This window comes from Mesorhizobium sp. CNPSo 4671, from assembly GCF_057784245.1.
Genome location: NZ_JBWLUW010000031.1, coordinates 1 through 24,260, shown reverse-complemented (window position 1 = coordinate 24,260; position 24,260 = coordinate 1). Strand labels below are relative to the sequence as shown.

Sequence of the window (24,260 nt, the reverse complement as noted above, 5' to 3'; positions counted from 1 at the left end):
CTGCCGGCTGGCACCGAGATGGTGATGCCTGGCGACAACATCACCGTCGATGTCGAGCTGATCGTGCCGATCGCCATGGAAGAGAAGCTGCGCTTCGCCATCCGTGAAGGCGGCCGCACCGTCGGTGCCGGCATCGTCGTCACCATCAAGGAATAATCGAGACCGGCATTAGCCGGATCGACAAGAAAAGGGCGGTCTTCGGGCCGCCCTTTTTTGTTTTCGCCACTGCGCGGCCTGCGAGCGGCGTCAGCCCTCAAAGCTGTTGCAAGCGCCATCACGCCAACTAGTATAGGTTGCATTGCGGGAGCTTGCCGAAGAGTGGTTCCAGGGCGCTGTTTCGATGGGAAGGCATGGTGGTCGCACGCGCTGGCTGGTCTTGCGCTTTTGATTGCCATGGTGCTGTCTGTCGCGGCGGCGCACTGCCAGGAGCAGTCGCTGGACATCCCGCCGATGCGGTTCGCCGTCGTGCGCAGCAATGCACCGGGCTGCGAGCCCAATTGTCCGGAATGGATATCGGCGGAAGGCACGATCGAGGCGGGCACGCCGGCGCTGCTCAAGCGTACGCTCAAGGCGCTCAAGGGCCGGCAATTGCCGGTGGTCGTCAATTCCCCTGGCGGCAATGTCGATGCGGCGGTGACGCTTGGCCAGATGATCCGCAAGGCTCAGCTCGACATCGCCGTCGGCACGACGGTGTTTTCCGGCTGCGAGCCGGAGATGAAGAATTGCAGGGACAACCAGGGCAAGGGCGCCGACTATTTCGGCATGGCCTATGACGACGGCGCCATGTGCAATTCCGCTTGCCCGCTGATGTTTTCCGGCGGTGTCCGACGCGTGGTCGGGGAGTTTGCCTATCTCGGTGTCCACCAGGTCACCACCACCTACAAGCGCGAGAAGCTGCTGTACCGAACCACCTACCGGATCGTGAACGGCAAGAAGAAGATCATCAGCTCCAAAATCGTCAGCCGCAAGAATGCGGGCAGTTACAAGACCTACGAAATGAGCAAGGCGGTCGAGAAGAAGCTTTCGGCCTATTTGCAGGAGATGGGGATAGGCGAAGGCGTGTTCATCACGATGAAGAACACGCCGGCCAGCGAAATCCATCAGCTGGTTCTCGAAAACATGCTCCACATGAACCTCGTCACCTCCCTCGACGCCGTCGAGCTTTTCACCGCTGCAACCATCTGCAAGGCAAATCCGATGCCGGCGAACTGCCGGGAGATACCAACGGGCCAAGAGGCGACGCCGGCCAATCTCCCGACCGCCCAGGCAAAACCCGCTCCCATCGCGCCGGCCGAGGCCACGGCGCCGAAACAGGCAGACATGCGCTTCGTGCTTGTCCGCGGCAGCAACCCGCTGTGCAATCCCGACTGTCCGGAATGGATCTCGGCGGAGGGCTCGATCACCGCGCAGACGCCCGAAAAGCTTCGGCAGGCGCTCGATGCCATCGCCGGCCGGCGGCTGCCGATCGTGATCAGCTCGCAAGGCGGCGATATCGAGGGCGCGCTTACCACGGGCAGGCTGATCCGGGAACGCAAGCTCGACGTCGTTGTCGCCCATACGGATTTCGTGGATTGTGATCCCTCGGCGGAGTGTTTGGCCAAGGATGGCGTGCACACCGGGCTCACCATCGAAGCCGAGGGCGAATGTGCTTCGGCCTGTCCGATCATGGTTGCCGGTGGCGTCAGGCGCCTCATCGGGCCGGCAGTGCGCCTCAGCGTGAGTTCCGTTGGGCTTGGGGACAAGGTCAAGGCGTATTTCGAGGAGATGGCGATCGGCCCCGGCCTGTTCGACGCCATACAGCTTTCCTCAGCCAAACGGCAGCTCTATCAGCAGGCGATACTGAAATTCGGGCTGGCGACCGGGCCACAGTCTGCCGACGAACTGACGGGGGCCACCATATGCAGGTCGGCTCCGAGGCCGGACAATTGCCGGATCGTGCCGTCCGCCAACGCCGAAGCCGACATGCCGGCCAAACTTTAGCGCGATATGTTGAACTGGCCATCGAGGCAGGTTGAGATCGGCCGGATGTTTCCGCTACCGTCTGCGGCGATCGAGGACAGGTTACCGCCATGCGCAAAGATGTTCCGACACTCTACGAATGGGCCGGCGGCAGCGACGCCCTGAACCGGCTGACGCAGACCTTTTATGACAAGGTGGCAAAGGACCCGGTCGTCGGCCCGGTATTCAAGACCATGTCGCCGGACCATCCCGCCCATGTCGCCGCCTTCATTGGCGAAGTCTTCGGCGGACCGAAGACCTACAGCGAGAAGTTCGGCGGCCACCGCGAGATGGTCATGCATCATCTGGGCAAGCATTTGACGGAGGAGCAGCGCCGCCGCTGGATCAACCTGCTCGCCGACGCGGCCGACGAGGTCGGCTTGCCCGACGATCCCGAATTCCGCTCGGCCTTCATGGGCTATGTCGAATGGGGATCGCGGCTGGCCAAGATGAATTCCAATCTCGGCGAGACCTGCGATCCCGAGACCGAGCCGATGCCAGCCTGGGGCTGGGGCGTGCCCGGCGGACCGTACACGCCGCCGGAAACAAAGTAGCTTCCAGCCGCACCGGAGTGCAGGACCATGTCGGAAGATTTCAAGATCGTGCGCTGGCGCGAGTGGGACGGCCCCGGTATCGAGCATCTTGAACTGCGCCAGCGGGCAGGGGAGGTCCTGGCCGACTCCGTCGTCATTTGCTCCGGTCACCCCCTTTCGCCGCCCGCTATCGCATAGAATGCGACGCGAATTGGCACGCCAGGCGTGTCACGGTCGACATGATCGGCAGCGGGCGGACCCTTGTCCTTGCCGCCGACGGCGAAGGCCACTGGCTCCTGGACGGCCTGCCGGTGCCTGAACTGGAGGGCGTGATCGACCCTGATCTCACCGTTACCCCGTTCACCAACACGTTGCCGATCCGCCGCTTGCGGCTTTCCTCCGGGCAGAGTGCCGAGATCACCACCGCCTTCATCGAATTCCCCGCGCTCACGGTCGTCAGCAACCCGCAGCGCTACACATGCCTCAAGGAAGCCAGGCAATATCTCTATGAATCGCGCGCCAGTGACTTCAAGCGCGAAGTCGAGATCGACCGTGACGGGCTGGTCATCGCCTATCCCGATTTCTGGCAAAGGGGATGAAGGCGCGTTTGCATGCAAACCACTCTTTACAGACAGCGCGGAAGCTTTTAGGAAGCCCCTGCTGCGCCGAGCGCGCGATACGGGCATAGCTCAGTTGGTAGAGCGGCGGTCTCCAAAACCGCAGGTCGTAGGTTCGAGCCCTGCTGCCCGTGCCATTTCTTGAAATGGCCATCTGAAACGACATTTCCGCGGACCGCCCTTTGAAAATCGGCGACACGCTTGCCATATTAGCCTGATTGGGGCATAAGAGCGCCATAGCCGGGACGGAACGACTGGATGGTTCCGAGGCGGCGTTTGGTCATAAAGCGGACACTTGCCACTTGCGTGGATCAAGAATCGGTTTTATGTAGACAGAACAGACACGCGACGCGTGGAGCTGGGAAGCCGGCTTTACGCGTCTGATTTGCATGGGCGAAATGATTGCGCTGATTCGGCGCGAGACTGGGCTCAGGCGGCACGTCCCGGCCAGCGGGATCATCCAGAGGACCCGGCCAACGGGTCTTGAAGACAGAGCGGCATATGGCTTCGAAAACCACAAATCCTTTCGTCTTTCTCCAGCAGGTTCGCTCGGAGACCGCCAAGGTGACTTGGCCGTCGCGGCGCGAAACGATGATCTCGACGGTGATGGTTCTGGCCTTCGCTGTGATTGCGATGATCTTTTTCTTTAGCGCCGATCAGTTGATGGGCCTCGCGATCGAACAGATTCTGGGCATTGGACGCTAAGTCCGGCGACTACGGAGAAGTCTAAAAAATGGCTGCGCGCTGGTACATCGTCCACGCTTATTCGAACTTTGAAAAGAAGGTCGCTGAGGATATCGAGAACAAGGCCAAGCAGAAGGGCCTGTCCGCCGATATCGAGCAGATCGTGGTGCCGACCGAGAAGGTGGTCGAGGTTCGTCGTGGCCGCAAGGTCGATGCCGAGCGCAAGTTCTTCCCGGGCTACGTGCTCCTGAAGGCCAATTTGACCGATGCCGTTTTCTCGCTGGTCAAGAACACGCCGAAGGTCACCGGCTTTCTCGGCGACTCCAAGCCGGTGCCAATCACCGAGGCGGAGGCGCAGCGCATCCTGAACCAGGTGCAGGAAGGCGTCGAGCGGCCGAAGCCGTCGGTCACGTTCGAGATCGGCGAGGCGATCCGCGTCTCGGATGGTCCTTTCGCGTCGTTCAACGGTTTCGTTCAGGAAGTGGACGAGGAGCGGGCGCGGCTCAAGGTGGAAGTTTCGATCTTCGGGCGCGCCGTGCCTGTCGATCTGGAATTCGGACAGGTCGAAAAGGGCTGATCCGAAATCCCTGATGCCGTCTGGCGATCAGGGGAGGCGGTGCGGAAACGCATGGCCTGAGAACGGTGGGAGGCGAATGTGGCTTTAGCCGGCCGCGCGAACCGCACCACCAGACTGCAACCGCCGGTGTTTCCCGAGATGGGGCCGGCATAGACAAAGGCAGGAAAAGAGATGGCTAAGAAAATTGCAGGCCAGCTCAAGCTTCAGGTCTCCGCGGGTTCGGCTACGCCGTCGCCCCCGATCGGCCCGGCGCTTGGTCAGCGTGGCATCAACATCATGGAGTTCTGCAAGGCGTTCAACGCGCAGACCCAGGAAATGGAAAAGGGATCGCCGGTTCCGGTCGTCATCACCTACTATCAGGACAAGTCGTTCACCTTCGTCATGAAGACGCCGCCGGTGAGCTATTTCCTGAAGAAGGCCGCGAACCTGAAGTCGGGCTCGAAGGAGCCGGGCAAGGTCAAGGCTGGCACCGTTTCGCGCGACAAGGTGCGCGAAATCGCGACCGCCAAGATGAAGGATCTGAACGCAAACGACGTCGAGGCGGCCATGCGCATGGTCGAGGGCTCCGCCCGCTCGATGGGTCTGGAAGTGGTGGGCTGAGATCATGGCAAAGATTGCAAAGCGTGTATCGAAGACCCGCGAAGGCATCGATCCCAACAAGGCTTACGCCCTGGGTGAAGCGCTGAAGCTGCTCAAGGACCGTTCCTCGGTCAAGTTCGACGAGACCGTCGAAGTCGCCATGAACCTCGGCGTCGACCCGCGTCATGCCGACCAGATGGTCCGCGGCGTGGTCAACCTGCCGAACGGCACCGGCCGCTCGGTTCGCGTCGCCGTGTTCGCCCGTGGCGACAAGGCCGAGGAAGCCAAGGCCGCCGGCGCCGACATCGTCGGCGCGGAGGACCTGGTCGACATCGTCCAGAAGGGCACGATCGATTTCGATCGCTGCATCGCCACGCCGGACATGATGCCGCTGGTCGGCCGTCTCGGTAAGGTGCTCGGCCCGCGCGGCATGATGCCGAATCCGAAGGTCGGCACCGTCACCACCGACGTCGCCGCTGCCGTCAAGGCATCGAAGGGCGGCGCTGTCGAGTTCCGCGTCGAGAAGGCCGGCATCGTTCATGCCGGCGTCGGCAAGGTCTCGTTCGACGTCAAGGCGCTGGAAGAGAACATCCGTGCCTTCGCCGATGCGGTGACCAAGGCAAAGCCGGCTGGCGCCAAGGGCAACTACGTCAAGAAGGTGTCGGTCACCTCGACGATGGGCCCGGGCCTCAAGCTCGACGTCTCGACGCTCGCAGCGTCCTGATTAAAACCATTTGGATCGGCCGCTGGAAGGCTGATCCGTGACTGAATTCCGGGCCTTGGATTTATCCTGGGCCCGGTGCCGGAAGTCGAAAGGCTTCCGGACATCCTGTCCGAGATTGCAGGCGGCCCAAAAGCCTTAATTCAATTGGGCCTGCATGAGACGGGTGAAGACCGGACAACGGAGCAAGTGCTCCAATGAAAGGTTCGAACCGTGTTTGCCTTTTGTCTGCGCATCGTTGGCTTGGCCGTCGGTGTGGCGAAAGGGGGCAGGATCCTCGAGCGTCGTTCGGGAGATCCGTTACTGGATGGCCCGGCCGGCAAAAGGCAACCCGACGCCTGTCCTCGTATTAGGGCAGGGGTCAACTGGAGATAGGCAGTGGACAGAGCGGAAAAGCGCGAACTCGTCACGGGCCTGAACGAAGCGTTCGGAAACGCAGGTTCAGTCGTCGTGGCCCACTATGCCGGTATCACCGTCGCGCAAATGAACGACCTTCGGTCGAAAATGCGCGCTGCCGGTGGCACCGTTAAAGTCGCGAAGAACCGTCTCGCCAAAATCGCTCTTCAGGGCACGGACTCCGCATCGATCATCGACCTGTTCAAGGGACAGACGCTGATCGCCTATTCGGAGGATCCGATTGCGGCGCCGAAGGTCGCGTCCGATTTCGCCAAGGGGAATGACAAGTTGATCATTCTCGGCGGCGCAATGGGCACCACCTCGCTCAATGCCGACGGTGTGAAGGCACTCGCCACACTTCCGTCGCTCGATGAGCTGCGCGCCAGGCTGGTTGGCATGATCGCCACGCCGGCAACCCGGATCGCCCAGATCGTCAATGCGCCAGCGGCCTCGGTCGCGCGCGTCATCGGCGCTTACGCCCGGAAGGACGAGGCGGCATGAGGCCGTTCCTCGCTATCAAAAACACACGTTCGAACCTAACGAAGGAATACAACAATGGCTGATCTCGCAAAGATCGTAGACGACCTTTCGAAGCTGACCGTCCTCGAGGCGGCCGAGCTGTCGAAGCTTCTGGAAGAAAAGTGGGGCGTTTCGGCTGCTGCTCCGGTGGCGGTTGCCGCTGCCGGCGGCGCTGCCGCTGCTGCTGCTCCGGCCGAGGAAAAGACGGAATTCGACGTCGTCCTCACCGACGCTGGCGCTCAGAAGATCAACGTCATCAAGGAAGTCCGCGCCATCACCGGCCTTGGCCTCAAGGAAGCCAAGGACCTGGTCGAAGCGGCTCCGAAGCCGGTCAAGGAAGGCGTTTCCAAGGCCGACGCTGACAAGTTCAAGGCCCAGCTGGAAGCAGCCGGCGCCAAGGTCGACCTGAAGTAAGCGTAAAAGCGGCGGGCGGCCTCGCGCCGTCCGCCACTCCCTTCGCTTGGAGGGAGGACGCGTAGCGCGAGATGTACGAGAACCTCTTTCCTGAGGGCCGCAACCGGCCTTCAGGAAACGGGTTTTCTCCCGTTTTAGCCGGCCGCCGAAAGGCGACCGGAGAACAGACAGAGAGCCGCCGCCCAGGCGGCTCGGTATGCAAGGCGGACCGCGGCGAGGTCCGTCCCGAGTTTAGAGCTAAGGAGCGACGATGGCCCAGACCCAGACTTTCAATGGCCGCAGACGCGTACGCAAGTTCTTCGGAAAGATTCCGGAAGTTGCGGAGATGCCGAACCTGATCGAGGTTCAGAAGGCATCCTATGACCAGTTCCTGATGGTGGACGAGCCCAAGGGCGGCCGTCCGGACGAGGGACTGCAGGCTGTTTTCAAGTCGGTCTTCCCGATCTCCGATTTTTCCGGCTCCTCGATGCTGGAGTTCGTGAAGTACGAGTTCGAAGGACCGAAATTCGACGTTGACGAGTGCCGTCAGCGCGACCTGACCTATGCCGCGCCACTGAAGGTGACGCTGCGCCTCATCGTGTTCGATATCGACGAGGATACCGGCGCCAAGTCGATCAAGGACATCAAGGAGCAGGACGTCTACATGGGCGACATGCCGCTCATGACCTTGAACGGCACCTTCATCGTCAACGGCACCGAGCGCGTCATCGTCTCGCAGATGCACCGTTCGCCGGGCGTCTTCTTCGACCATGACAAGGGCAAGTCGCACTCGTCGGGCAAGCTTCTGTTTGCCGCGCGCGTCATTCCCTATCGCGGCTCGTGGCTCGACATCGAGTTCGATTCCAAGGACGTCGTGCACGCCCGCATCGACCGCCGCCGCAAGATTCCGGTGACGTCGCTGCTGATGGCGCTCGGCATGGATGGCGAGGAGATCCTGTCGACCTTCTACAACAAGATCACCTATGTGCGCGCCGGCGACCACTGGCGCATTCCGTTCAACGTCGAGCGTTTCCGCGGCCTCAAGGCCGTCGGCGACCTGGTCGACGCCGATACGGGCGAGATCGTTGTCGAAGCCGGTAAGAAGATCACCGCCCGCCAGGCGCGTCAGCTCGGCGAAAAGGGCCTGAAGGCGATCAAGGCGACTGACGAGGATCTGCTCGGCAACTATTTGGCGGAGGACATCGTCAACTACGCCACCGGCGAGATCTTCCTCGAAGCCGGCGACGAGATCGACGAAAAGACGCTCAAGGTGCTGCTTGGCACCGGTGAGCAGGAAATCAAGGTTCTCGACATCGACCACGTCAATGTCGGCGCCTACATCCGCAACACGCTCAACGTCGACAAGAACGAGAGCCGCCAGGACGCGCTGTTCGACATCTATCGTGTCATGCGCCCGGGCGAGCCGCCGACGCTCGAGACCGCCGAAGCCATGTTCAACTCGCTGTTCTTCGACAGCGAGCGCTACGACCTGTCGGCTGTCGGCCGCGTCAAGATGAACATGCGCCTCGAGCTCAAGGCCGAGGACACCGTGCGCGTTCTGCGCAAGGAAGACATACTGGCCGTGGTCAAGACGCTGGTCGAACTGCGCGACGGCAAGGGCGAGATCGACGACATCGACAATCTCGGCAACCGCCGCGTGCGTTCTGTCGGCGAGCTGATGGAGAACCAGTACCGCGTCGGCCTGCTGCGCATGGAGCGCGCGATCAAGGAGCGTATGTCCTCGATCGAGATCGACACGGTGATGCCGCAGGACCTGATCAACGCCAAGCCGGCGGCCGCCGCCGTGCGCGAGTTCTTCGGTTCCTCGCAGCTGTCGCAGTTCATGGACCAGACCAACCCGCTGTCGGAGATCACCCACAAGCGCCGTCTGTCGGCGCTTGGACCGGGCGGTCTGACCCGCGAGCGCGCCGGCTTCGAAGTGCGCGACGTGCACCCGACGCATTACGGCCGTATCTGCCCAATCGAGACGCCGGAAGGCCCGAATATCGGTCTGATCAACTCGCTGGCCACCTTCGCACGCGTCAACAAGTACGGTTTCATCGAAAGCCCGTACCGCAAGATCGTCGATGGCAAGCTGACCAATGACGTCGTCTATCTCTCGGCGATGGAAGAAGCCAAGCACCATGTCGCGCAGGCCAACGCCGAGCTCGACAAGAATGGCGGCTTCGTCGACGAGTTCGTCATTTGCCGCAGCGCCGGCGAAGTGATGATGGCGCCGCGCGAAAACGTCGACCTGATGGACGTGTCGCCCAAGCAGATGGTGTCGGTGGCCGCGGCCCTGATCCCGTTCCTGGAAAACGACGACGCCAACCGTGCGCTGATGGGTTCCAACATGCAGCGTCAGGCCGTGCCGCTGGTGCGCGCCGAGGCGCCGTTTGTCGGCACCGGCATGGAGCCGATCGTTGCCCGTGACTCGGGCGCCGCCATCGGCGCCCGCCGCGGCGGCATCGTCGACCAGGTGGATGCGACGCGTATCGTTATCCGCGCGACGGAAGATCTCGATCCGGGCAAGTCCGGCGTCGATATCTACCGGCTGATGAAGTTCCAGCGTTCGAACCAGAACACCTGCATCAACCAGCGTCCGCTGGTGCGCATGGGTGACCGGGTCAACAAGGGTGACATCATCGCCGACGGTCCGTCGACCGAGCTCGGTGATCTGGCGCTCGGCCGCAACGTGCTGGTCGCGTTCATGCCGTGGAACGGCTACAACTACGAGGACTCGATCCTCTTGTCCGAGCGCATTGTCGCCGACGACGTCTTCACCTCGATCCATATCGAGGAGTTCGAGGTCATGGCGCGCGATACCAAGCTCGGTCCGGAGGAAATCACGCGCGACATTCCGAACGTTTCGGAAGAAGCGCTGAAGAACCTCGACGAAGCCGGCATCGTCTATATCGGTGCGGAAGTGCAGCCGGGCGACATTCTGGTCGGCAAGATCACGCCGAAGGGTGAGAGCCCGATGACGCCGGAGGAGAAGCTTCTGCGCGCCATCTTCGGCGAAAAGGCTTCCGACGTCCGCGACACTTCGATGCGTATGCCTCCGGGCACTTTCGGCACCGTCGTCGAGGTGCGCGTGTTCAATCGCCACGGTGTGGAGAAGGACGAGCGCGCCATGGCGATCGAGCGCGAGGAGATCGAACGCCTCGCCAAGGACCGTGACGACGAGCAGGCCATCCTGGACCGCAACGTCTACGCGCGTCTTTCCGACGTGCTCGTCGGCAAGGAAGCGATCGCTGGGCCGAAGGGCTTCAAGAAGGGCTCGACGCTGTCCAAGGACACGCTCGACGAGTATCCGCGTTCGCAGTGGTGGCAGTTTGCCGTGGAGAACGAAAAGCTCCAGAGCGAACTGGAAGCCCTGCGTGGCCAGTACGACGACTCCAAGAAGGCGCTCGAACAGCGCTTCATGGACAAGGTCGAGAAGGTCCAGCGCGGCGACGAAATGCCTCCGGGCGTCATGAAGATGGTCAAGGTCTTCGTGGCGGTGAAGCGCAAGATGCAGCCGGGCGACAAGATGGCCGGCCGTCACGGCAACAAGGGTGTCGTGTCGCGCATCGTTCCGGTCGAGGACATGCCTTTCCTCGAGGACGGCACGCATGCAGACATCGTGCTCAACCCGCTGGGTGTGCCGAGCCGCATGAATGTCGGCCAGATCCTGGAAACGCATCTGGGCTGGGCATGCGCCGGCATGGGCAAGAAGATTGGCGAGCTGATCGACACGTACAAGGCGGCTGGCGACATCAAGCCGCTGCGCAAGACGCTCGAGAGCTTCATGCCGGCCAATGACCGCAACGAGCCGGTTCGCGAATATGACGACGAGAGCATTGTTCGCCTGAGCGAGCAGATGCGCCGCGGCGTCTCGATCGCGACCCCGGTGTTCGACGGTGCGCACGAGGCTGACATCAACATCATGCTGGAGCAGGCGGGCCTGCACACCAGCGGTCAGTCGCAGCTCTATGACGGACGCACGGGCGAGCCGTTCGATCGCAAGGTGACGATGGGCTATATCTATATGCTCAAGCTTCACCACCTGGTGGACGACAAGATCCACGCGCGTTCGATCGGTCCGTACTCACTCGTCACCCAGCAGCCGCTGGGCGGCAAGGCGCAGTTCGGTGGTCAGCGCTTCGGCGAAATGGAGGTCTGGGCTCTGGAAGCTTATGGCGCCGCCTACACGCTGCAGGAAATGCTGACGGTGAAGTCGGACGACGTCGCCGGCCGCACCAAGGTCTACGAGGCGATCGTGCGCGGCGACGACACGTTCGAGGCCGGCATCCCGGAGAGCTTCAACGTGCTCGTCAAGGAAATGCGGTCTCTCGGCCTCAATGTCGAGCTGGAGAACACCAAGCTCGACGACAACCCTGTCCGGCTGCCCGACGCAGCCGAATAAGACGAAGACACGGCGCGTCGCGGAAGCCAGCGACGCGCCTATCGAATTCGACGGCCAGTGGCCGACAAAGACGGCGGGCGTTTGGTCCGCGTTAGATGCAAGGGGTTTTCGAGGACCCCGAAAAGGAGAACGGCATGAACCAAGAGGTCATGAATCTCTTCAATCCGCAGGCGCCTGCGCAGGTGTTCGATTCCATCCGGATCTCACTGGCCAGCCCTGAGAAGATTCTGTCCTGGTCGTTCGGCGAGATCAAGAAGCCGGAGACCATCAACTACCGCACCTTCAAGCCGGAGCGTGACGGTCTGTTCTGCGCGCGCATTTTTGGCCCGATCAAGGACTATGAGTGCCTGTGCGGCAAGTACAAGCGCATGAAGTACAAGGGCGTCATCTGCGAGAAGTGCGGCGTCGAAGTCACGCTGTCGCGCGTCCGCCGCGAGCGCATGGGGCATATCGAGCTCGCCGCTCCTGTTGCCCACATCTGGTTCCTGAAGTCGCTGCCCTCGCGCATCGGCACGCTGCTCGACATGACCCTGAAGGACATCGAGCGGGTCCTCTACTTCGAGAACTACATCGTCACCGAGCCTGGCCTCACCGCGCTGAAGGAGCACCAGCTGCTCAGCGAGGAAGAGTACATGATCGCCGTCGACGAGTATGGCGAGGATAGCTTCACTGCCATGATCGGCGCCGAGGCCATTCATGACCTTCTGGCCGGCATGGACCTGGAGAAGATCGCCGGCGACCTGCGTTCGGAGCTGGCTTCGACCACGTCCGAGCTGAAGCAGAAGAAGTATCTGAAGCGGCTCAAGGTCGTCGAGAACTTCATGGAATCCGGCAACCGTCCGGAATGGATGATCATGAAGGTGGTCCCGGTGATCCCGCCGGACCTGCGCCCGCTGGTTCCCCTGGATGGTGGACGTTTCGCCACGTCCGACCTGAACGATCTCTATCGCCGCGTCATCAACCGCAACAACCGTCTGAAGCGGCTGATCGAGCTGCGCGCCCCCGGCATCATCGTGCGCAATGAAAAGCGCATGCTGCAGGAAGCCGTCGACGCATTGTTCGACAACGGCCGTCGCGGCCGCGTCATCACCGGCGCCAACAAGCGTCCGCTGAAGTCGCTGTCCGACATGCTGAAGGGCAAGCAGGGCCGGTTCCGTCAGAACCTGCTCGGCAAGCGCGTCGACTATTCCGGTCGCTCGGTCATCGTCACCGGTCCGGAGCTCAAGCTGCACCAGTGCGGCCTGCCGAAGAAGATGGCGCTCGAACTGTTCAAGCCCTTCATCTACGCCCGTCTCGACGCCAAGGGTTACTCCTCGACCGTCAAGCAGGCGAAGAAGCTTGTCGAGAAGGAGCGGCCGGAAGTCTGGGATATTCTCGACGAGGTCATCCGCGAGCACCCGGTTCTGCTGAACCGTGCGCCGACGCTGCACCGCCTCGGCATCCAGGCGTTCGAGCCGATCCTGATCGAAGGCAAGGCGATCCAGCTGCACCCGCTGGTCTGCACGGCCTTCAACGCCGACTTCGACGGCGACCAGATGGCGGTTCACGTGCCGCTGTCGCTGGAAGCGCAGCTTGAAGCGCGCGTGCTGATGATGTCGACCAACAACATCCTGCACCCGGCTTCCGGCGCGCCGATCATCGTGCCGTCGCAGGACATGGTTCTCGGTCTCTACTATCTCTCGATCGTCAACCAGAACGAGCCGGGCGAGGGCATGGTGTTTGCCGACATGGGCGAGCTCCAGCACGCGCTCGAGACCAAGGCGGTGACCCTGCACGCCAAGATCAAGGGCCGCTTCCGCACGGTCGACGCCGAAGGCAAGGTCGTGTCGAAGATCCATGACACCACGCCTGGCCGCATGATCATCGGCGAGCTTCTGCCGAAGAACGTCAACGTGCCTTACGAGACCGCCAACCAGGAGATGACCAAGAAGAACATCTCCAAGATGATCGACACCGTCTACCGCCATTGCGGCCAGAAGGAGACGGTCATTTTCTGCGACCGCATCATGGCGCTCGGTTTCGCTCACGCCTGCCGTGCCGGCATTTCGTTCGGCAAGGACGACATGCTGATCCCGGATACCAAGATCAAGCTGGTCTCCGACACCGAGGCTTTGGCCAAGGAATACGAGCAGCAGTACAATGACGGCCTGATCACGCAGGGCGAGAAGTACAACAAGGTCGTCGACGCCTGGGCCAAGTGCTCGGAAAAGGTCGCCGACGAGATGATGGCCCGCATCAAGGCGGTCGAGTTCGAGGACAATGGCCGTCAGAAGCCGATGAACTCGATCTATATGATGTCGCACTCCGGTGCGCGTGGCTCGCCCACCCAGATGCGTCAGCTCGCCGGCATGCGCGGCCTGATGGCCAAGCCGTCGGGTGAAATCATCGAGACGCCGATCATCTCGAACTTCAAGGAAGGCCTGACCGTGCTCGAGTACTTCAACTCGACCCACGGCGCCCGCAAGGGTCTGGCCGACACCGCCTTGAAGACGGCGAACTCGGGTTACCTCACCCGCCGTCTGGTCGACGTGGCGCAGGACTGCATCGTCAACTCCGTGGATTGCGGCACCGACAAGGGCCTCACCATGCAGCCGATCGTCGATGCCGGTCAGGTTGTCGCTTCGGTAGGCCAGCGCGTGCTGGGCCGCACCGCGCTCGACGACATCAACCATCCGGTGACCGGCGACCTGCTGGTCAAGGCCGGAACGCTGATGGACGAGCGTGACGTGGAGCAGATCGAAAAGGCCGGCGTCCAGTCGGTCCGCATCCGCTCGGCACTGACCTGCGAGGTCAGGGTCGGCGTCTGCGCGGTCTGCTACGGACGCGATCTGGCGCGCGGCACCCCGGTCAACCAGGGCGAAGCCGTCGGCGTCATAGCGGCGCAGTCGATCGGCGAGCCGGGCACCCAGCTCACCATGCGTACCTTCCACATGGGCGGTACCGCGCAGGTGGTGGATAGCTCGTTCCTTGAAGCCTCGTACGAGGGCAAGGTCGAGATCCGCAACCGCAACGTGGTGCGCAACTCCGACGGCCAGCAGATGGTCATGGGCCGCAACATGGCGGTGCTGATCCTCGACGAAGCCGGCAAGGAGCGCGCCACGCACCGTGTCACCTATGGTTCGCGCATCTTCGTGGACGATGGCGACAAGGTGAAGCGCGGCCAGCGTATCGCCGAGTGGGATCCCTACACCCGCCCGATCCTCACCGAAATCGAGGGCAAGGTGGCGTTCGAGGATCTGGTCGACGGCATTTCCGTGCAGGAAACGGCCGACGAGTCGACCGGCATCACCAAGCGTGAGGTCATCGACTGGCGTTCGACGCCGCGCGGCAACGATCTGAAGCCGGCGATCGCCGTCCAGGACGCCAAGGGCAAGGTCGGCAAGCTGTCGAAGGGTGGCGATGCCCGCTTCCTGCTCTCGGTCGAGGCCATTCTCTCGGTCGAGCCGGGTGCGCAGGTTCGTCCCGGCGACGTGCTGGCGCGTATCCCGATGGAAAGCGCCAAGACCAAGGACATCACCGGCGGTCTGCCGCGTGTTGCCGAATTGTTCGAGGCACGTCGTCCGAAGGATCACGCCATCATCGCCGAGATCGATGGCACGATCCGCTTCGGCCGCGACTACAAGAACAAGCGCCGCATCATCATCGAGCCGCATGACTCGACGCTGGAGCCGGTCGAATACCTGATCCCGAAGGGCAAGCCGTTCCATCTCCAGGACGGCGACGTCATCGAGAAGGGCGACTACATCCTCGACGGCAATCCGGCGCCGCACGACATCCTGGCGATCAAGGGCGTGGAGGCACTTGCGTCCTACCTCGTCAACGAGATCCAGGAGGTCTACCGCCTGCAGGGCGTGTCGATCAACGACAAGCACATCGAGGTGATCGTTCGCCAGATGCTGCAGAAGGTCGAGATCACCACGCAGGGCGACTCGACCTACATTCCGGGCGACCACGTCGACGTGATCGAGCTGGAAGAGGTCAACGAGCGCCTGATCGAGGACGGCAAGAAGCCGGCCGAAGGTCAGCCGGTGCTGCTCGGCATCACCAAGGCCTCGCTGCAGACGCCGTCCTTCATCTCGGCCGCCTCCTTCCAGGAGACGACCAGGGTGCTGACGGAGGCCGCGGTTGCCGGCAAGACCGACATGCTGCAGGGCTTGAAGGAAAACGTCATCGTCGGCCGGCTGATCCCGGCCGGTACCGGCGGCACGATGAGCCAGATCCGGCGCATCGCCACCTCGCGCGACGAACTGATCATCGACGAGCGCCGCAAGGCCTCCGGTGTGGAAGTCGCCGAACCGATGCTGGCCGACATGACAACCGCCGCGCAGTAAGCGCGGCGGCAAGAAATCTCAGGCAACATGGCCGTCGGGGCAACCCGGCGGCCTTTTTGTTTGTTGGTATTCATGGCAGCTTTCCGATCCACAACCCGAGCTGCGCTCTTTTCGCGTTTTGGCTTTCAATGGATTTGAGGAAAAACGATGAGCAAGAAGACCTGGGCTGCTGTCGACGACTACATTGTTGATGCCCTGTTCGATGCAGATCCCGCACTCGACGCTGTTCTGGCCGCCAATCGTGACCAGGGCCTGCCTGCGATCGACGTCTCGCCTGCGCAAGGCAAGCTGCTTTCGCTTCTGGCGCGCATTCAGGGCGCGAAGAAGGTTCTCGAAATCGGCACGCTGGGCGGCTATTCGACGATCTGGATGGCGCGGGCCTTGCCCATGGACGGCAAGGTCGTGACGCTGGAACTTGACCCGCATCACGCCGGCGTCGCGCGGTCGAATTTCGAACGGGCAGGCGTGTTGGAACGCGTGGAACTGCGGGTCGGGCCGGCCCTTCAATCGCTGGCCGCGCTAGGCGCAGAAAATGCCGGACCGTTTGATCTCATCTTCATCGACGCCGACAAGCCGAACAACCCGAACTATCTGTCCTGGGCAATGCGGCTTTCGCGGCCGGGCACCGTGATCATCTGCGACAATGTCATCCGTGATGGCGCAGTGATCGACAAGGGTGGCCATGACGCCAATGTCGTCGGCGCCCGGGCGGCATTCTCGTTCATTGGCGGCGACAAGCGTCTGGATGGCACTGCCATCCAGACAGTCGGCGCCAAGGGTTATGATGGGTTTGCCATTGCGATCGTAAGGTGAAGGTCGCGCGGTGTATCGCAGTCCACGCTGCGAGCCGCGCGGTTGGCACGACAGGAGAAATCTCGGGCAACAGGGCCGTCGGGGCGATCCGGCGGCCTTTTTCCTTGCTCGACCAGCGCCTGCAAGCGAACCATATCACCCGGGAACTTGGTTCACTCATGTCGACATCTGCGTAGATCGCGCTCATTTTTTTTGATGCCGGGCTTTCGTTGCGCGATCCTCGACTATTCGCCTTGCATCAACCATGAGTAGACTATGCCCATGGCGTGTGATGCCAGCCGGTGTAGCGTGACGGATGCCGCCCCGCAGGATCCGAGATGTTAGAATGATCCGCCGTCGAGAAGCCTCCTTCATTGCCGCCATCATCATGGCTTTGCTGCCAACGCAGGCAATGTCCGCCAGTATCTTGGCCGGCAACTCATCGCCGCTATGTCTCATTCCAGTCAAGAACGGCGAACCAACCAACGTTGACTTTTACCAGTCGTTTCGGCTGACATCCAAGGTCGTCGCCGTGCGTGGTTTGGATCGCCCGATCATCTTCCCATTGAACCGCGGTGGTGTCTGGACGCTCGACGCCGCTGGGGCGTACGTCCTGTTCGGCGGCGATTTCCCCAACCATTATCAAGACCAGTACGCCTCTGACACGTCGACGGGAGACGTTATTTGCGTGAACTGGAAACTCGGAGTTTTCAGGCTTCGACCAGGTGAAGCCAAGTTCGAGCGCCTCTACGCGGCGGATGGAAAGCCTTTCGTTAGGCCTTTTTCAGCGGCATACGTGGCCCGCCTCGGTGGCACGGTCATATCGGACAACTCGGGCCTCTATCTTCTCCATGCCTCTGGGCAAGTCGAACAGTTGTACTGGGACACGAACGTCGGTGGGAAGACGCCAGGGAGAGTGTTCGACCTCCCCGAATTGAAGCTGCTTCTGTTCGCCACCTACGGCTTTATCTATGCGAGGGACGACAACGGCAACCTGACGATTTTCGACGAAGGTTTTGGTGGCCTTCTGGCCGCGCGAGTCACGGCGGACGGAAGAATCTTCCTGCAGCAGAACGAGCAAAATCTTATCGTGCCGTGGCCTCCTAACGACCCGACGCGAACTCCGGCCCAGCAAGGAACCAGCACCGAAGAAAACTTCCAAGGCGTCGAGACTCGTCTCACGAAATTGGTCAGGATCCACGACAGGCAAATGTCGATCAACCTGCCCCAGGGAGTCTATGGCGCGCCTGTGGAGTTTCCCGGTGGCGTCATGGTGGCGAGCGCGGGTAGAGATGGTCTCTACACCTTGAATGCCGACAACGGGTGGGAGCTTGTCGACCAGAGCCGCGAGATCGCGGGGAACATCATCTACCTCTTCCAGCTTCCCGTCGAAAATCAAGCCTTGTTGGTCAACGGGAGGAAAGGACTTTTCCTTCTCGTCCAGAAGACCGATGCTCGATCGGCCGGATGCCTCAGATGAATTGTCGGACAAAGCAGCCATTCGCTAATTTGCCGCCCGACCGCCTCAGCTATTAACGCCGCACGACGCGAGTGCGGCGTTCTTCGTGGCGGCCTAGTCGAAAAACGCCTCGACCACATTGCGCTTGCCGAGCATGAAGGCGTCGGCGACATGCTGCAGCGGCACAAGATCGACATCTGAGGCACCGGCGCGCACGATCTCGGCGAAGCGCCGGTAGAGCTGGGGATATTCAGCTTCCGGCTCCTCATGGACGACACGGCCGTCGATGGCGAGCTTTGAGCCACCGCCGGAAAGCACCATCTTGCCGGCATCCGTGTCGGCCAGGATGTCCCAGCTTTGCGGTCCGGTTTGCAGCCAGTCGAGGTCCATTGTCACCGGCAATCCGTTCGAGGTGCGGAAGGTGACTTGCGCCGCGACCGGGGCAGCGCGGTTTTCGGGAAAATCGAGCACCGCCGAGGTGATGAACATGGCCGGCAGGATGTGAGTTGCGATCGACAGCGCGTTGATGCCGGGATCGAAGACACCAAAGCCGCCGGGGGCCCAGATCCAGTCCTGGTTCGGGTGCCAGCGGCGCACGTCCTCTTTCCAGACGATCGCTGCCGACCGAATCCGGGTCGATGCGAGGAAGCCGCGCGCGGCCTCCACCGCCGGCGCATAGCGCGAATGCCAGCTGGCAAACAAGGAGACGCTGTTTTTCGCGGCCAGCACTTTTAGATCCTCGACCTCGCTGACCGTGGCGCCCGGCGGCTTTTCCAGGAAGACGTGCTTCTTCGCCTCGAGCGCGGTGCGCGCGGCATCGTAACGGAATTGCGGCGGCATGCAGAGCGAGACGGCGTCAAGCTCCGGCACCGCGTCGAGCATCGCCTCGATGGTGGGGAAGTTCGGGATGCCGTCGACCTTGCCGTGCCTGCTGGCAGCCGCGATGAGCCGATAGTCCCGGTCTTTCGCCAGGGCCGGCAGGTGCTGGTCGCGGACGATCTTGCCGACGCCGACGATGCCTATCTTGATGGGCTTGGACACGGCCGCTCCGTCTGTTTGATGATGGTGAGCGTTTCTATCAGAACACTTGCCCCGGGCAAGCTGGAAGCGGCCATGTGGAGGTCGAAAGCTCAGCCCCAGCTTTCCTCGAATTCCACCGTCAGTTTTCCGCCCTCCAGAAAGGCCTCGATCGCTGGCTCGAAAGGCGAGGGGTCGAGGCCGTTGGCCGCCAGCCATTCATCGGAATAGTAGGTGTTGGCATAGCGGTCGCCGGAATCACAGATCAGCGTCACCAGCGAACCGGTCTTGCCATGCTCGATCATGCGCGCCGCCTGAAAGCACATGGCGATGAAGTTGGTGCCGGTCGAACCACCGACACGGCGGCCGAGCCGGCGCGACAACACCCGCATCGCCGCCAGCGATACGGCATCCGGCACCCGCAGCATGTGATCGATGACACCTGGCACGAAGGACGGCTCCATGCGCGGCCGGCCAATGCCTTCGATGCGCGACGGCTGCTCGCAGCGGCACTCGCGATCGTGCGTGGCAAAGCCTTCGAAGAAGGCGGAGCGCTCGACATCCGCCACCGACAGCCGCGAGGCGTGCTGCCTGTAGCGCAGGTATCGGCCGATCGTGGCCGTGGTGCCGCCCGTCCCGGCACTCATCACGATCCAGCTTGGGATGGGATGCCGCTCCTCGCGCATCTGTCCGAAGATGGAATCAGCGATGTTGTTGTTGCCGCGCCAGTCGGTGGCGCGTTCGGCATGGGTGAACTGGTCCATGAAATGGCCGCCGAGCCGTTCGGTCAGTTCGGCCGACTCAGCATAGATGCGCCTGCCGTCATCGATGAAATGGCAGTTGCCGCCATAGTGCTCGATCGCGGCGATCTTTTCGCGCGACGTCGACCGGGGCATCACCGCATAGAACGGCACGCCGATCATGCGGGCGAAATACGCTTCCGACACCGCGGTCGAGCCTGATGACGCTTCGATCACCGGGGTGCCTTCGCGGACCAGGCCATTGCACAGTGCATAGAGAAACAGCGAACGCGCCAGCCGGTGCTTCAGGCTGCCGGTCGGATGGGTGGACTCATCCTTGAGGTAGAAGTCGATGCCCGACAGCGCCGGCAGGTCGAGTTTCCAGAGATGCGTGTCGGCCGAACGGTGCTGGTCGGCCTCGATCGCGGCAACCGCCCGGTCGGCCCAGGCCCGGGATGCAGGTCCAACCGCTTTCGGTCCAGCCATTATCTATGCCCTGGATTCAAATCGGCACGTCGAAGGTGACGATCGACACTTCGCCTTCGAGCGCGCCCTGATAGGCAGACAGATGCGGCTCGTCGTCCGGCACGCCGTCCATATCGCCGATCTGGTCGAGCTCGGCCTCGGCGTAACCTTCCGCCGCAAGCGATTCGAGGGCGCGGCGCACCGCCGAATCGTCGTCGGGCGCAACCAGCATCACATGCACGCCTTCTACCTTGCCGCCTTTGCGCTTCCACACCCGGCCGGTGATGATGGTGACCGGGCGTTCTTCATTGTCGTTCACGGGCTGATTCCTCCTGGCAAAGCGCGGGCGAGGGGATTTTGACTGCTCAGGCGGACTTTTCGCATGAAGCCGGGCCGTGCGACAGCCAAAAGCCGGTCACTTTCTTCTCCGTCCTTGCAAAACGGCGAAAGAAAATTACATGCGCCTTTCGCATAGCTGCCAAGCCCCGGCTTCAATGCAATATTTGCCGCTCCGGGGTTGACGGTTCGCGGGCTTACGAGTAGAAGCCGCCCAGTCAGAACCGATGTGAGGCTCTCCCTTCCGAAGCGACACGCTTTGGAGTTTGTCTCAAACAGGGTTCGTTTTACGAGCGAAAAGACATTTCCGGCGTGCACGAAGCGGCTTCCGCTTCCTCTGCCATTTGTTCGGGCAAGACCGCGAGGCGCGGTTTATGGCCCGAATTTGCGTATGGAAATGACGCTTTGAGCGGCCCTGACCGGGCGAGACACGGAATTGAGAGACAAGAGGGTTTAATGCCTACCGTCAACCAGCTGATCCGCAAGCCGCGCATAGCGCCGGTGAAGCGCAACAAGGTCCCGGCCATGCAGCAGAACCCGCAGAAGCGGGGCGTCTGCACGCGCGTCTATACAACGACGCCGAAGAAGCCGAACTCGGCGCTGCGCAAGGTGGCCAAGATCCGCCTGACCAATGGTTTTGAAGTGATCGGGTACATCCCCGGCGAAGGTCACAACCTTCAGGAACACTCCGTGGTCATGATCCGCGGCGGCCGCGTCAAGGATCTTCCGGGCGTTCGCTACCACATCATCCGCGGCGTGCTCGACACGCAGGGCGTGAAGAACCGCAAGCAGCGCCGTTCGAAGTACGGCGCCAAGCGTCCGAAGTAAGATTTTCCGGCCCTGGCGCTGCTTGAATGCGTCGGGCTACGAGATTGAGAGACAAAAGCCATGTCGCGTCGTCACAGTGCAGAAAAGCGTGAGATCAATCCGGATCCGAAGTTCGGTGATCTGATCGTCACCAAGTTCATGAACGCCGTCATGTATGACGGCAAGAAGTCGGTCGCCGAGACCATCGTCTACGGCGCGCTCGACCAGGTCCAGTCGAAGACCAAGCAGGAGCCGGTCACCGTCTTCCATCAGGCGCTCGACAATGTCGCGCCGCATGTGGAAGTGCGTTCGCGTCGCGTCGGCGGTGCCACCTACCAGGTTCCGGTCGACGTGCGTCCTGAGCGCCGCCAGGCGCTGGCCATCCGCTGGCTGATCGCTGCCGCCCGCAACCGCAACGAGACCACGATGGTCGACCGCCTCTCGGGCGAGCTGATGGACGCGGCCAACAACCGCGGCACCGCCGTCAAGAAGCGTGAAGACACCCACAAGATGGCTGAAGCCAACCGCGCTTTCGCACACTACCGCTGGTAAAGCGCGAACAGGACTGAGAGGCAGCTACGATGGCCCGCGAATACAAAATCGAAGACTACCGCAATTTCGGTATCATGGCGCATATTGACGCCGGCAAGACGACGACCACCGAGCGCGTCCTCTATTACACGGGCAAGTCGCACAAGATCGGCGAAGTGCACGACGGCGCTGCCACCATGGACTGGATGGAGCAGGAGCAGGAACGCGGCATCACCATCACGTCCGCCGCCACCACGACCTTCTGGAAGGGCCGTGACGGCAAGATGCGCCGCTTCAACATCATCGACACCCCCGGACACGTCGACTTCACCATTGAAGTCGAGCGTTCGCTGCGCGTGCTCGACGGCGCCATTGCGCTGCTCGACGCCAACGCCGGTGTCGAGCCGCAGACGGAAACCGTCTGGCGCCAGGCCGACAAGTATCGCGTGCCGCGCATGATCTTCTGCAACAAGATGGACAAGATCGGCGCCGACTTCTACCGCTCGGTCGAGATGATCGGCTCGCGCCTTGGTGCGCAGGCTGTCGTCATGCAGCTGCCGATTGGTGCCGAGACCGAATTCAAGGGCGTTGTCGACCTCGTCGAGATGAACGCGCTTGTCTGGCGTGACGAGACCCTGGGCGCTGCCTGGGACGTCGTCGAGATCCCGGCCGACCTTCAGGCTCGTGCCGAGGAATACCGCGAGAAGATGATCGAAGCCGCCGTCGAAATGGACGAGACGGCCCTCGAGAACTACCTCGAAGGCAAGATGCCGGGCAATGACGAGATCCGTTCGCTGATCCGTAAGGGCACGATCGCAGTCAAGTTCTTCCCGATGTTCTGTGGCTCGGCCTTCAAGAACAAGGGCGTGCAGCCGCTGCTCGACGCCGTCGTCGAATACCTGCCGTCGCCGGCCGACGTTCCCGCCATCAAAGGTGTCGATGCCAAGACCGACGCCGAGATCGAGCGTCATGCCGTCGACGACGAGCCGCTGTCGATGCTCGCCTTCAAGATCATGAACGACCCGTTCGTCGGTTCGCTGACCTTTGCCCGCATCTATTCGGGCAAGCTGACCAAGGGCATCTCGGTCGACAACACCGTCAAGGGCAAGAAGGAGCGCATCGGCCGCATGCTGCAGATGCATGCGAATTCGCGCGCCGACGTCGAAGAAGCTTTCGCCGGCGACATCGTCGCCCTGGCTGGCCTCAAGGACACGACCACTGGCGACACGCTGTGCGATCCGCTGCATCCGGTGATCCTCGAGCGCATGGAATTCCCCGATCCGGTGATCCAGATCGCCATCGAGCCGAAGACCAAGAACGACCAAGAAAAGATGGGCCTCGCCCTTCATCGCCTGGCTGCCGAGGATCCGTCCTTCCGCGTCAAGACCGACGAGGAAAGCGGCCAGACCATCATCTCCGGCATGGGCGAACTGCATCTCGACATCATCGTCGACCGCATGCGTCGCGAGTTCAAGGTCGAAGCCAATGTCGGCGCTCCGCAGGTGGCCTATCGCGAGACGATCACCCGCAAGCACGAGCAGGACTACACGCACAAGAAGCAGACCGGCGGTACCGGCCAGTTCGCCCGCGTGAAAGTTATCTTCGAGCCGAACACGGAGAGCGAAGAGTTCGTCTTCGAATCCAAGATCGTCGGCGGCGCGGTGCCGAAGGAATACATTCCGGGTGTCGAAAAGGGCATCCAGAGCGTCATGGGCGCTGGTCCGTTCGCGGGCTTCCCGATGATCGGCGTCCGGGCGACGCTGATCGACGGCGCCTACCACGACGTCGACTCCTCGGTTCTGGCCTTCGAAATCGCGTCCCGCGCCTGCTTCCGTGAAGCCGCACCCAAGCTTGGCGTGCAGTTGCTCGAGCCGATCATGAAGGTCGAAGTCGTGACGCCGGAAGACTACGTCGGCAGCGTCATCGGCGACCTGAACGGCCGTCGTGGCCAGATCCAGGGCCAGGAAGCACGCGGCGTGGCCGTCGTCATCAATGCGATGGTGCCGCTCGCCAACATGTTCAAGTACGTCGACAACCTGCGCTCGATGAGCCAGGGCCGCGCGGCTTACACGATGCAGTTCGATCACTACGAGCCGGTCCCGACCGCGGTCGCTCAGGAAGTCCAGAAAAAATACGCGTAACTCGAAAGAGCCGTCGCGGTAACGCAATTCAAAGCCCGCTTGGGCGAGCAGGAAATGGAGACATCACATGGCAAAAGGTAAATTCGAGCGCACTAAGCCTCATGTGAACATCGGCACGATTGGTCACGTTGACCATGGCAAGACGTCGCTGACGGCGGCGATCACGAAGTATTTTGGCGAGTACAAGCGCTACGACCAGATCGATGCGGCGCCGGA

22 protein-coding genes and 1 tRNA gene are annotated in these 24,260 nt (G+C 62.0%); 20 read left to right on the top strand and 3 right to left on the bottom strand.

Going from position 1 to position 24,260, the window contains the following annotated elements; genetic code table 11:
• The 16 genes from AC04SF_RS36290 to AC04SF_RS36215 form a co-directional block, all read left to right on the top strand.
• The coding region (locus AC04SF_RS36290) for an EF-Tu C-terminal domain-related protein (protein WP_477242398.1) at positions 1-156 on the top strand (156 nt) is incomplete at its 5' end.
• Positions 157-318: 162 nt separating this feature from the next.
• Positions 319-1,980 carry a COG3904 family protein gene (locus tag AC04SF_RS36285; RefSeq protein ID WP_488481707.1) on the top strand — a complete coding sequence of 554 codons (1,662 nt, stop codon included), beginning with the start codon at positions 319-321 and terminating at the stop codon, positions 1,978-1,980.
• A gap of 89 nt (positions 1,981-2,069) precedes the next feature.
• A complete protein-coding gene (locus AC04SF_RS36280) occupies positions 2,070-2,552 on the top strand; it encodes a group II truncated hemoglobin (protein WP_488481706.1) in 483 nt (160 codons plus the stop codon).
• Between the two features lie 27 nt (positions 2,553-2,579).
• Positions 2,580-2,729 (top strand): hypothetical protein, encoded by a 150-nt coding sequence (locus AC04SF_RS36275; protein ID WP_488481708.1) that lies wholly within the window; start codon positions 2,580-2,582, stop codon positions 2,727-2,729.
• Positions 2,690-3,130: a putative glycolipid-binding domain-containing protein gene (locus AC04SF_RS36270; RefSeq protein ID WP_488481705.1), complete on the top strand. Its 441-nt coding sequence runs from the start codon at positions 2,690-2,692 to the stop codon at positions 3,128-3,130. Before AC04SF_RS36275 ends, AC04SF_RS36270 begins: the two co-directional genes overlap by 40 nt.
• Before the next feature lie 79 nt (positions 3,131-3,209).
• Positions 3,210-3,285, top strand: a tRNA-Trp gene (locus tag AC04SF_RS36265).
• A 364-nt stretch (positions 3,286-3,649) separates the two neighbouring features.
• Entirely contained in the window at positions 3,650-3,853 is a 204-nt protein-coding gene (secE, locus tag AC04SF_RS36260) for a preprotein translocase subunit SecE (RefSeq protein ID WP_010909260.1), read from the top strand.
• Between the two features lie 28 nt (positions 3,854-3,881).
• A complete protein-coding gene (gene nusG, locus AC04SF_RS36255; RefSeq protein ID WP_010909261.1) occupies positions 3,882-4,409 on the top strand; it encodes a transcription termination/antitermination protein NusG in 528 nt (175 codons plus the stop codon).
• 171 nt (positions 4,410-4,580) lie between these two features.
• Positions 4,581-5,009, top strand: coding sequence for a 50S ribosomal protein L11 (gene rplK / locus AC04SF_RS36250; protein WP_010909262.1), 429 nt, complete (start codon positions 4,581-4,583; stop codon positions 5,007-5,009).
• Between the two features lie 4 nt (positions 5,010-5,013).
• A complete protein-coding gene (rplA, locus tag AC04SF_RS36245) occupies positions 5,014-5,712 on the top strand; it encodes a 50S ribosomal protein L1 (RefSeq protein ID WP_010909263.1) in 699 nt (232 codons plus the stop codon).
• Positions 5,713-6,087: 375 nt separating this feature from the next.
• Positions 6,088-6,606 (top strand): 50S ribosomal protein L10, encoded by a 519-nt coding sequence (gene rplJ, locus AC04SF_RS36240; RefSeq protein WP_027055613.1) that lies wholly within the window; start codon positions 6,088-6,090, stop codon positions 6,604-6,606.
• 54 nt (positions 6,607-6,660) lie between these two features.
• Positions 6,661-7,038 carry a 50S ribosomal protein L7/L12 gene (gene rplL, locus AC04SF_RS36235; protein ID WP_010909265.1) on the top strand — a complete coding sequence of 126 codons (378 nt, stop codon included), beginning with the start codon at positions 6,661-6,663 and terminating at the stop codon, positions 7,036-7,038.
• A gap of 250 nt (positions 7,039-7,288) precedes the next feature.
• Positions 7,289-11,425, top strand: a complete 4,137-nt coding sequence (gene rpoB, locus AC04SF_RS36230; RefSeq protein WP_488481704.1) for a DNA-directed RNA polymerase subunit beta — start codon at positions 7,289-7,291, stop codon at positions 11,423-11,425.
• A 134-nt stretch (positions 11,426-11,559) separates the two neighbouring features.
• Complete coding sequence (rpoC, locus tag AC04SF_RS36225; RefSeq protein WP_095205119.1) at positions 11,560-15,756, top strand: DNA-directed RNA polymerase subunit beta'; 4,197 nt, start codon at positions 11,560-11,562, stop codon at positions 15,754-15,756.
• A 147-nt stretch (positions 15,757-15,903) separates the two neighbouring features.
• Entirely contained in the window at positions 15,904-16,569 is a 666-nt protein-coding gene (locus tag AC04SF_RS36220; protein WP_488481703.1) for an O-methyltransferase, read from the top strand.
• Between the two features lie 325 nt (positions 16,570-16,894).
• A complete protein-coding gene (locus AC04SF_RS36215) occupies positions 16,895-18,028 on the top strand; it encodes a hypothetical protein (RefSeq protein WP_488481702.1) in 1,134 nt (377 codons plus the stop codon).
• A 93-nt stretch (positions 18,029-18,121) separates the two neighbouring features.
• Here the strand turns inward: AC04SF_RS36215 and AC04SF_RS36210 are convergent, their stop codons facing one another.
• The 3 genes from AC04SF_RS36210 to AC04SF_RS36200 all read right to left on the bottom strand — a co-directional run bounded on the left by AC04SF_RS36210 (position 18,122) and on the right by AC04SF_RS36200 (position 20,548).
• Positions 18,122-19,048, bottom strand: coding sequence for a Gfo/Idh/MocA family protein (locus AC04SF_RS36210; RefSeq protein WP_488481701.1), 927 nt, complete (start codon positions 19,046-19,048; stop codon positions 18,122-18,124).
• 89 nt (positions 19,049-19,137) lie between these two features.
• Positions 19,138-20,250, bottom strand: coding sequence for a PLP-dependent cysteine synthase family protein (locus tag AC04SF_RS36205; protein WP_488481700.1), 1,113 nt, complete (start codon positions 20,248-20,250; stop codon positions 19,138-19,140).
• A 16-nt stretch (positions 20,251-20,266) separates the two neighbouring features.
• On the bottom strand, positions 20,267-20,548 hold the full coding sequence (locus tag AC04SF_RS36200; RefSeq protein ID WP_096445651.1) for a transcriptional regulator: 282 nt from the start codon (positions 20,546-20,548) through the stop codon (positions 20,267-20,269).
• Positions 20,549-21,021: 473 nt separating this feature from the next.
• Between AC04SF_RS36200 and rpsL the strand changes: the two genes are divergently transcribed.
• The 4 genes from rpsL to AC04SF_RS36180 all read left to right on the top strand — a co-directional run.
• Complete coding sequence (gene rpsL / locus AC04SF_RS36195) at positions 21,022-21,393, top strand: 30S ribosomal protein S12 (RefSeq protein WP_006333356.1); 372 nt, start codon at positions 21,022-21,024, stop codon at positions 21,391-21,393.
• Between the two features lie 60 nt (positions 21,394-21,453).
• Positions 21,454-21,924, top strand: a complete 471-nt coding sequence (rpsG, locus tag AC04SF_RS36190) for a 30S ribosomal protein S7 (RefSeq protein WP_008875664.1) — start codon at positions 21,454-21,456, stop codon at positions 21,922-21,924.
• A 29-nt stretch (positions 21,925-21,953) separates the two neighbouring features.
• A complete protein-coding gene (gene fusA, locus AC04SF_RS36185; RefSeq protein WP_095205311.1) occupies positions 21,954-24,044 on the top strand; it encodes an elongation factor G in 2,091 nt (696 codons plus the stop codon).
• A 67-nt stretch (positions 24,045-24,111) separates the two neighbouring features.
• A partial coding sequence (locus tag AC04SF_RS36180; protein ID WP_232375805.1) for a GTP-binding protein occupies positions 24,112-24,260 on the top strand: 149 nt, incomplete at its 3' end.

What these genes read in the sequence shown, in the direction of transcription:
- AC04SF_RS36280 (WP_488481706.1), top strand. Translation starts at nt 2,070, where the DNA reads ATGCGCAAAGATGTTCCGACACTCTACGAATGGGCCGGCGGCAGCGAC.
- AC04SF_RS36275 (WP_488481708.1), top strand. Translation starts at nt 2,580, where the DNA reads ATGTCGGAAGATTTCAAGATCGTGCGCTGGCGCGAGTGGGACGGCCCC.
- secE (WP_010909260.1), top strand. Translation starts at nt 3,650, where the DNA reads ATGGCTTCGAAAACCACAAATCCTTTCGTCTTTCTCCAGCAGGTTCGC.
- nusG (WP_010909261.1), top strand. Translation starts at nt 3,882, where the DNA reads ATGGCTGCGCGCTGGTACATCGTCCACGCTTATTCGAACTTTGAAAAG.
- rplK (WP_010909262.1), top strand. Translation starts at nt 4,581, where the DNA reads ATGGCTAAGAAAATTGCAGGCCAGCTCAAGCTTCAGGTCTCCGCGGGT.
- rplA (WP_010909263.1), top strand. Translation starts at nt 5,014, where the DNA reads ATGGCAAAGATTGCAAAGCGTGTATCGAAGACCCGCGAAGGCATCGAT.
- rplL (WP_010909265.1), top strand. Translation starts at nt 6,661, where the DNA reads ATGGCTGATCTCGCAAAGATCGTAGACGACCTTTCGAAGCTGACCGTC.
- rpoB (WP_488481704.1), top strand. Translation starts at nt 7,289, where the DNA reads ATGGCCCAGACCCAGACTTTCAATGGCCGCAGACGCGTACGCAAGTTC.
- rpoC (WP_095205119.1), top strand. Translation starts at nt 11,560, where the DNA reads ATGAACCAAGAGGTCATGAATCTCTTCAATCCGCAGGCGCCTGCGCAG.
- AC04SF_RS36220 (WP_488481703.1), top strand. Translation starts at nt 15,904, where the DNA reads ATGAGCAAGAAGACCTGGGCTGCTGTCGACGACTACATTGTTGATGCC.
- AC04SF_RS36215 (WP_488481702.1), top strand. Translation starts at nt 16,895, where the DNA reads ATGATCCGCCGTCGAGAAGCCTCCTTCATTGCCGCCATCATCATGGCT.
- AC04SF_RS36205 (WP_488481700.1), bottom strand. Translation starts at nt 20,250, where the DNA reads ATGGCTGGACCGAAAGCGGTTGGACCTGCATCCCGGGCCTGGGCCGAC.
- rpsL (WP_006333356.1), top strand. Translation starts at nt 21,022, where the DNA reads ATGCCTACCGTCAACCAGCTGATCCGCAAGCCGCGCATAGCGCCGGTG.
- rpsG (WP_008875664.1), top strand. Translation starts at nt 21,454, where the DNA reads ATGTCGCGTCGTCACAGTGCAGAAAAGCGTGAGATCAATCCGGATCCG.
- fusA (WP_095205311.1), top strand. Translation starts at nt 21,954, where the DNA reads ATGGCCCGCGAATACAAAATCGAAGACTACCGCAATTTCGGTATCATG.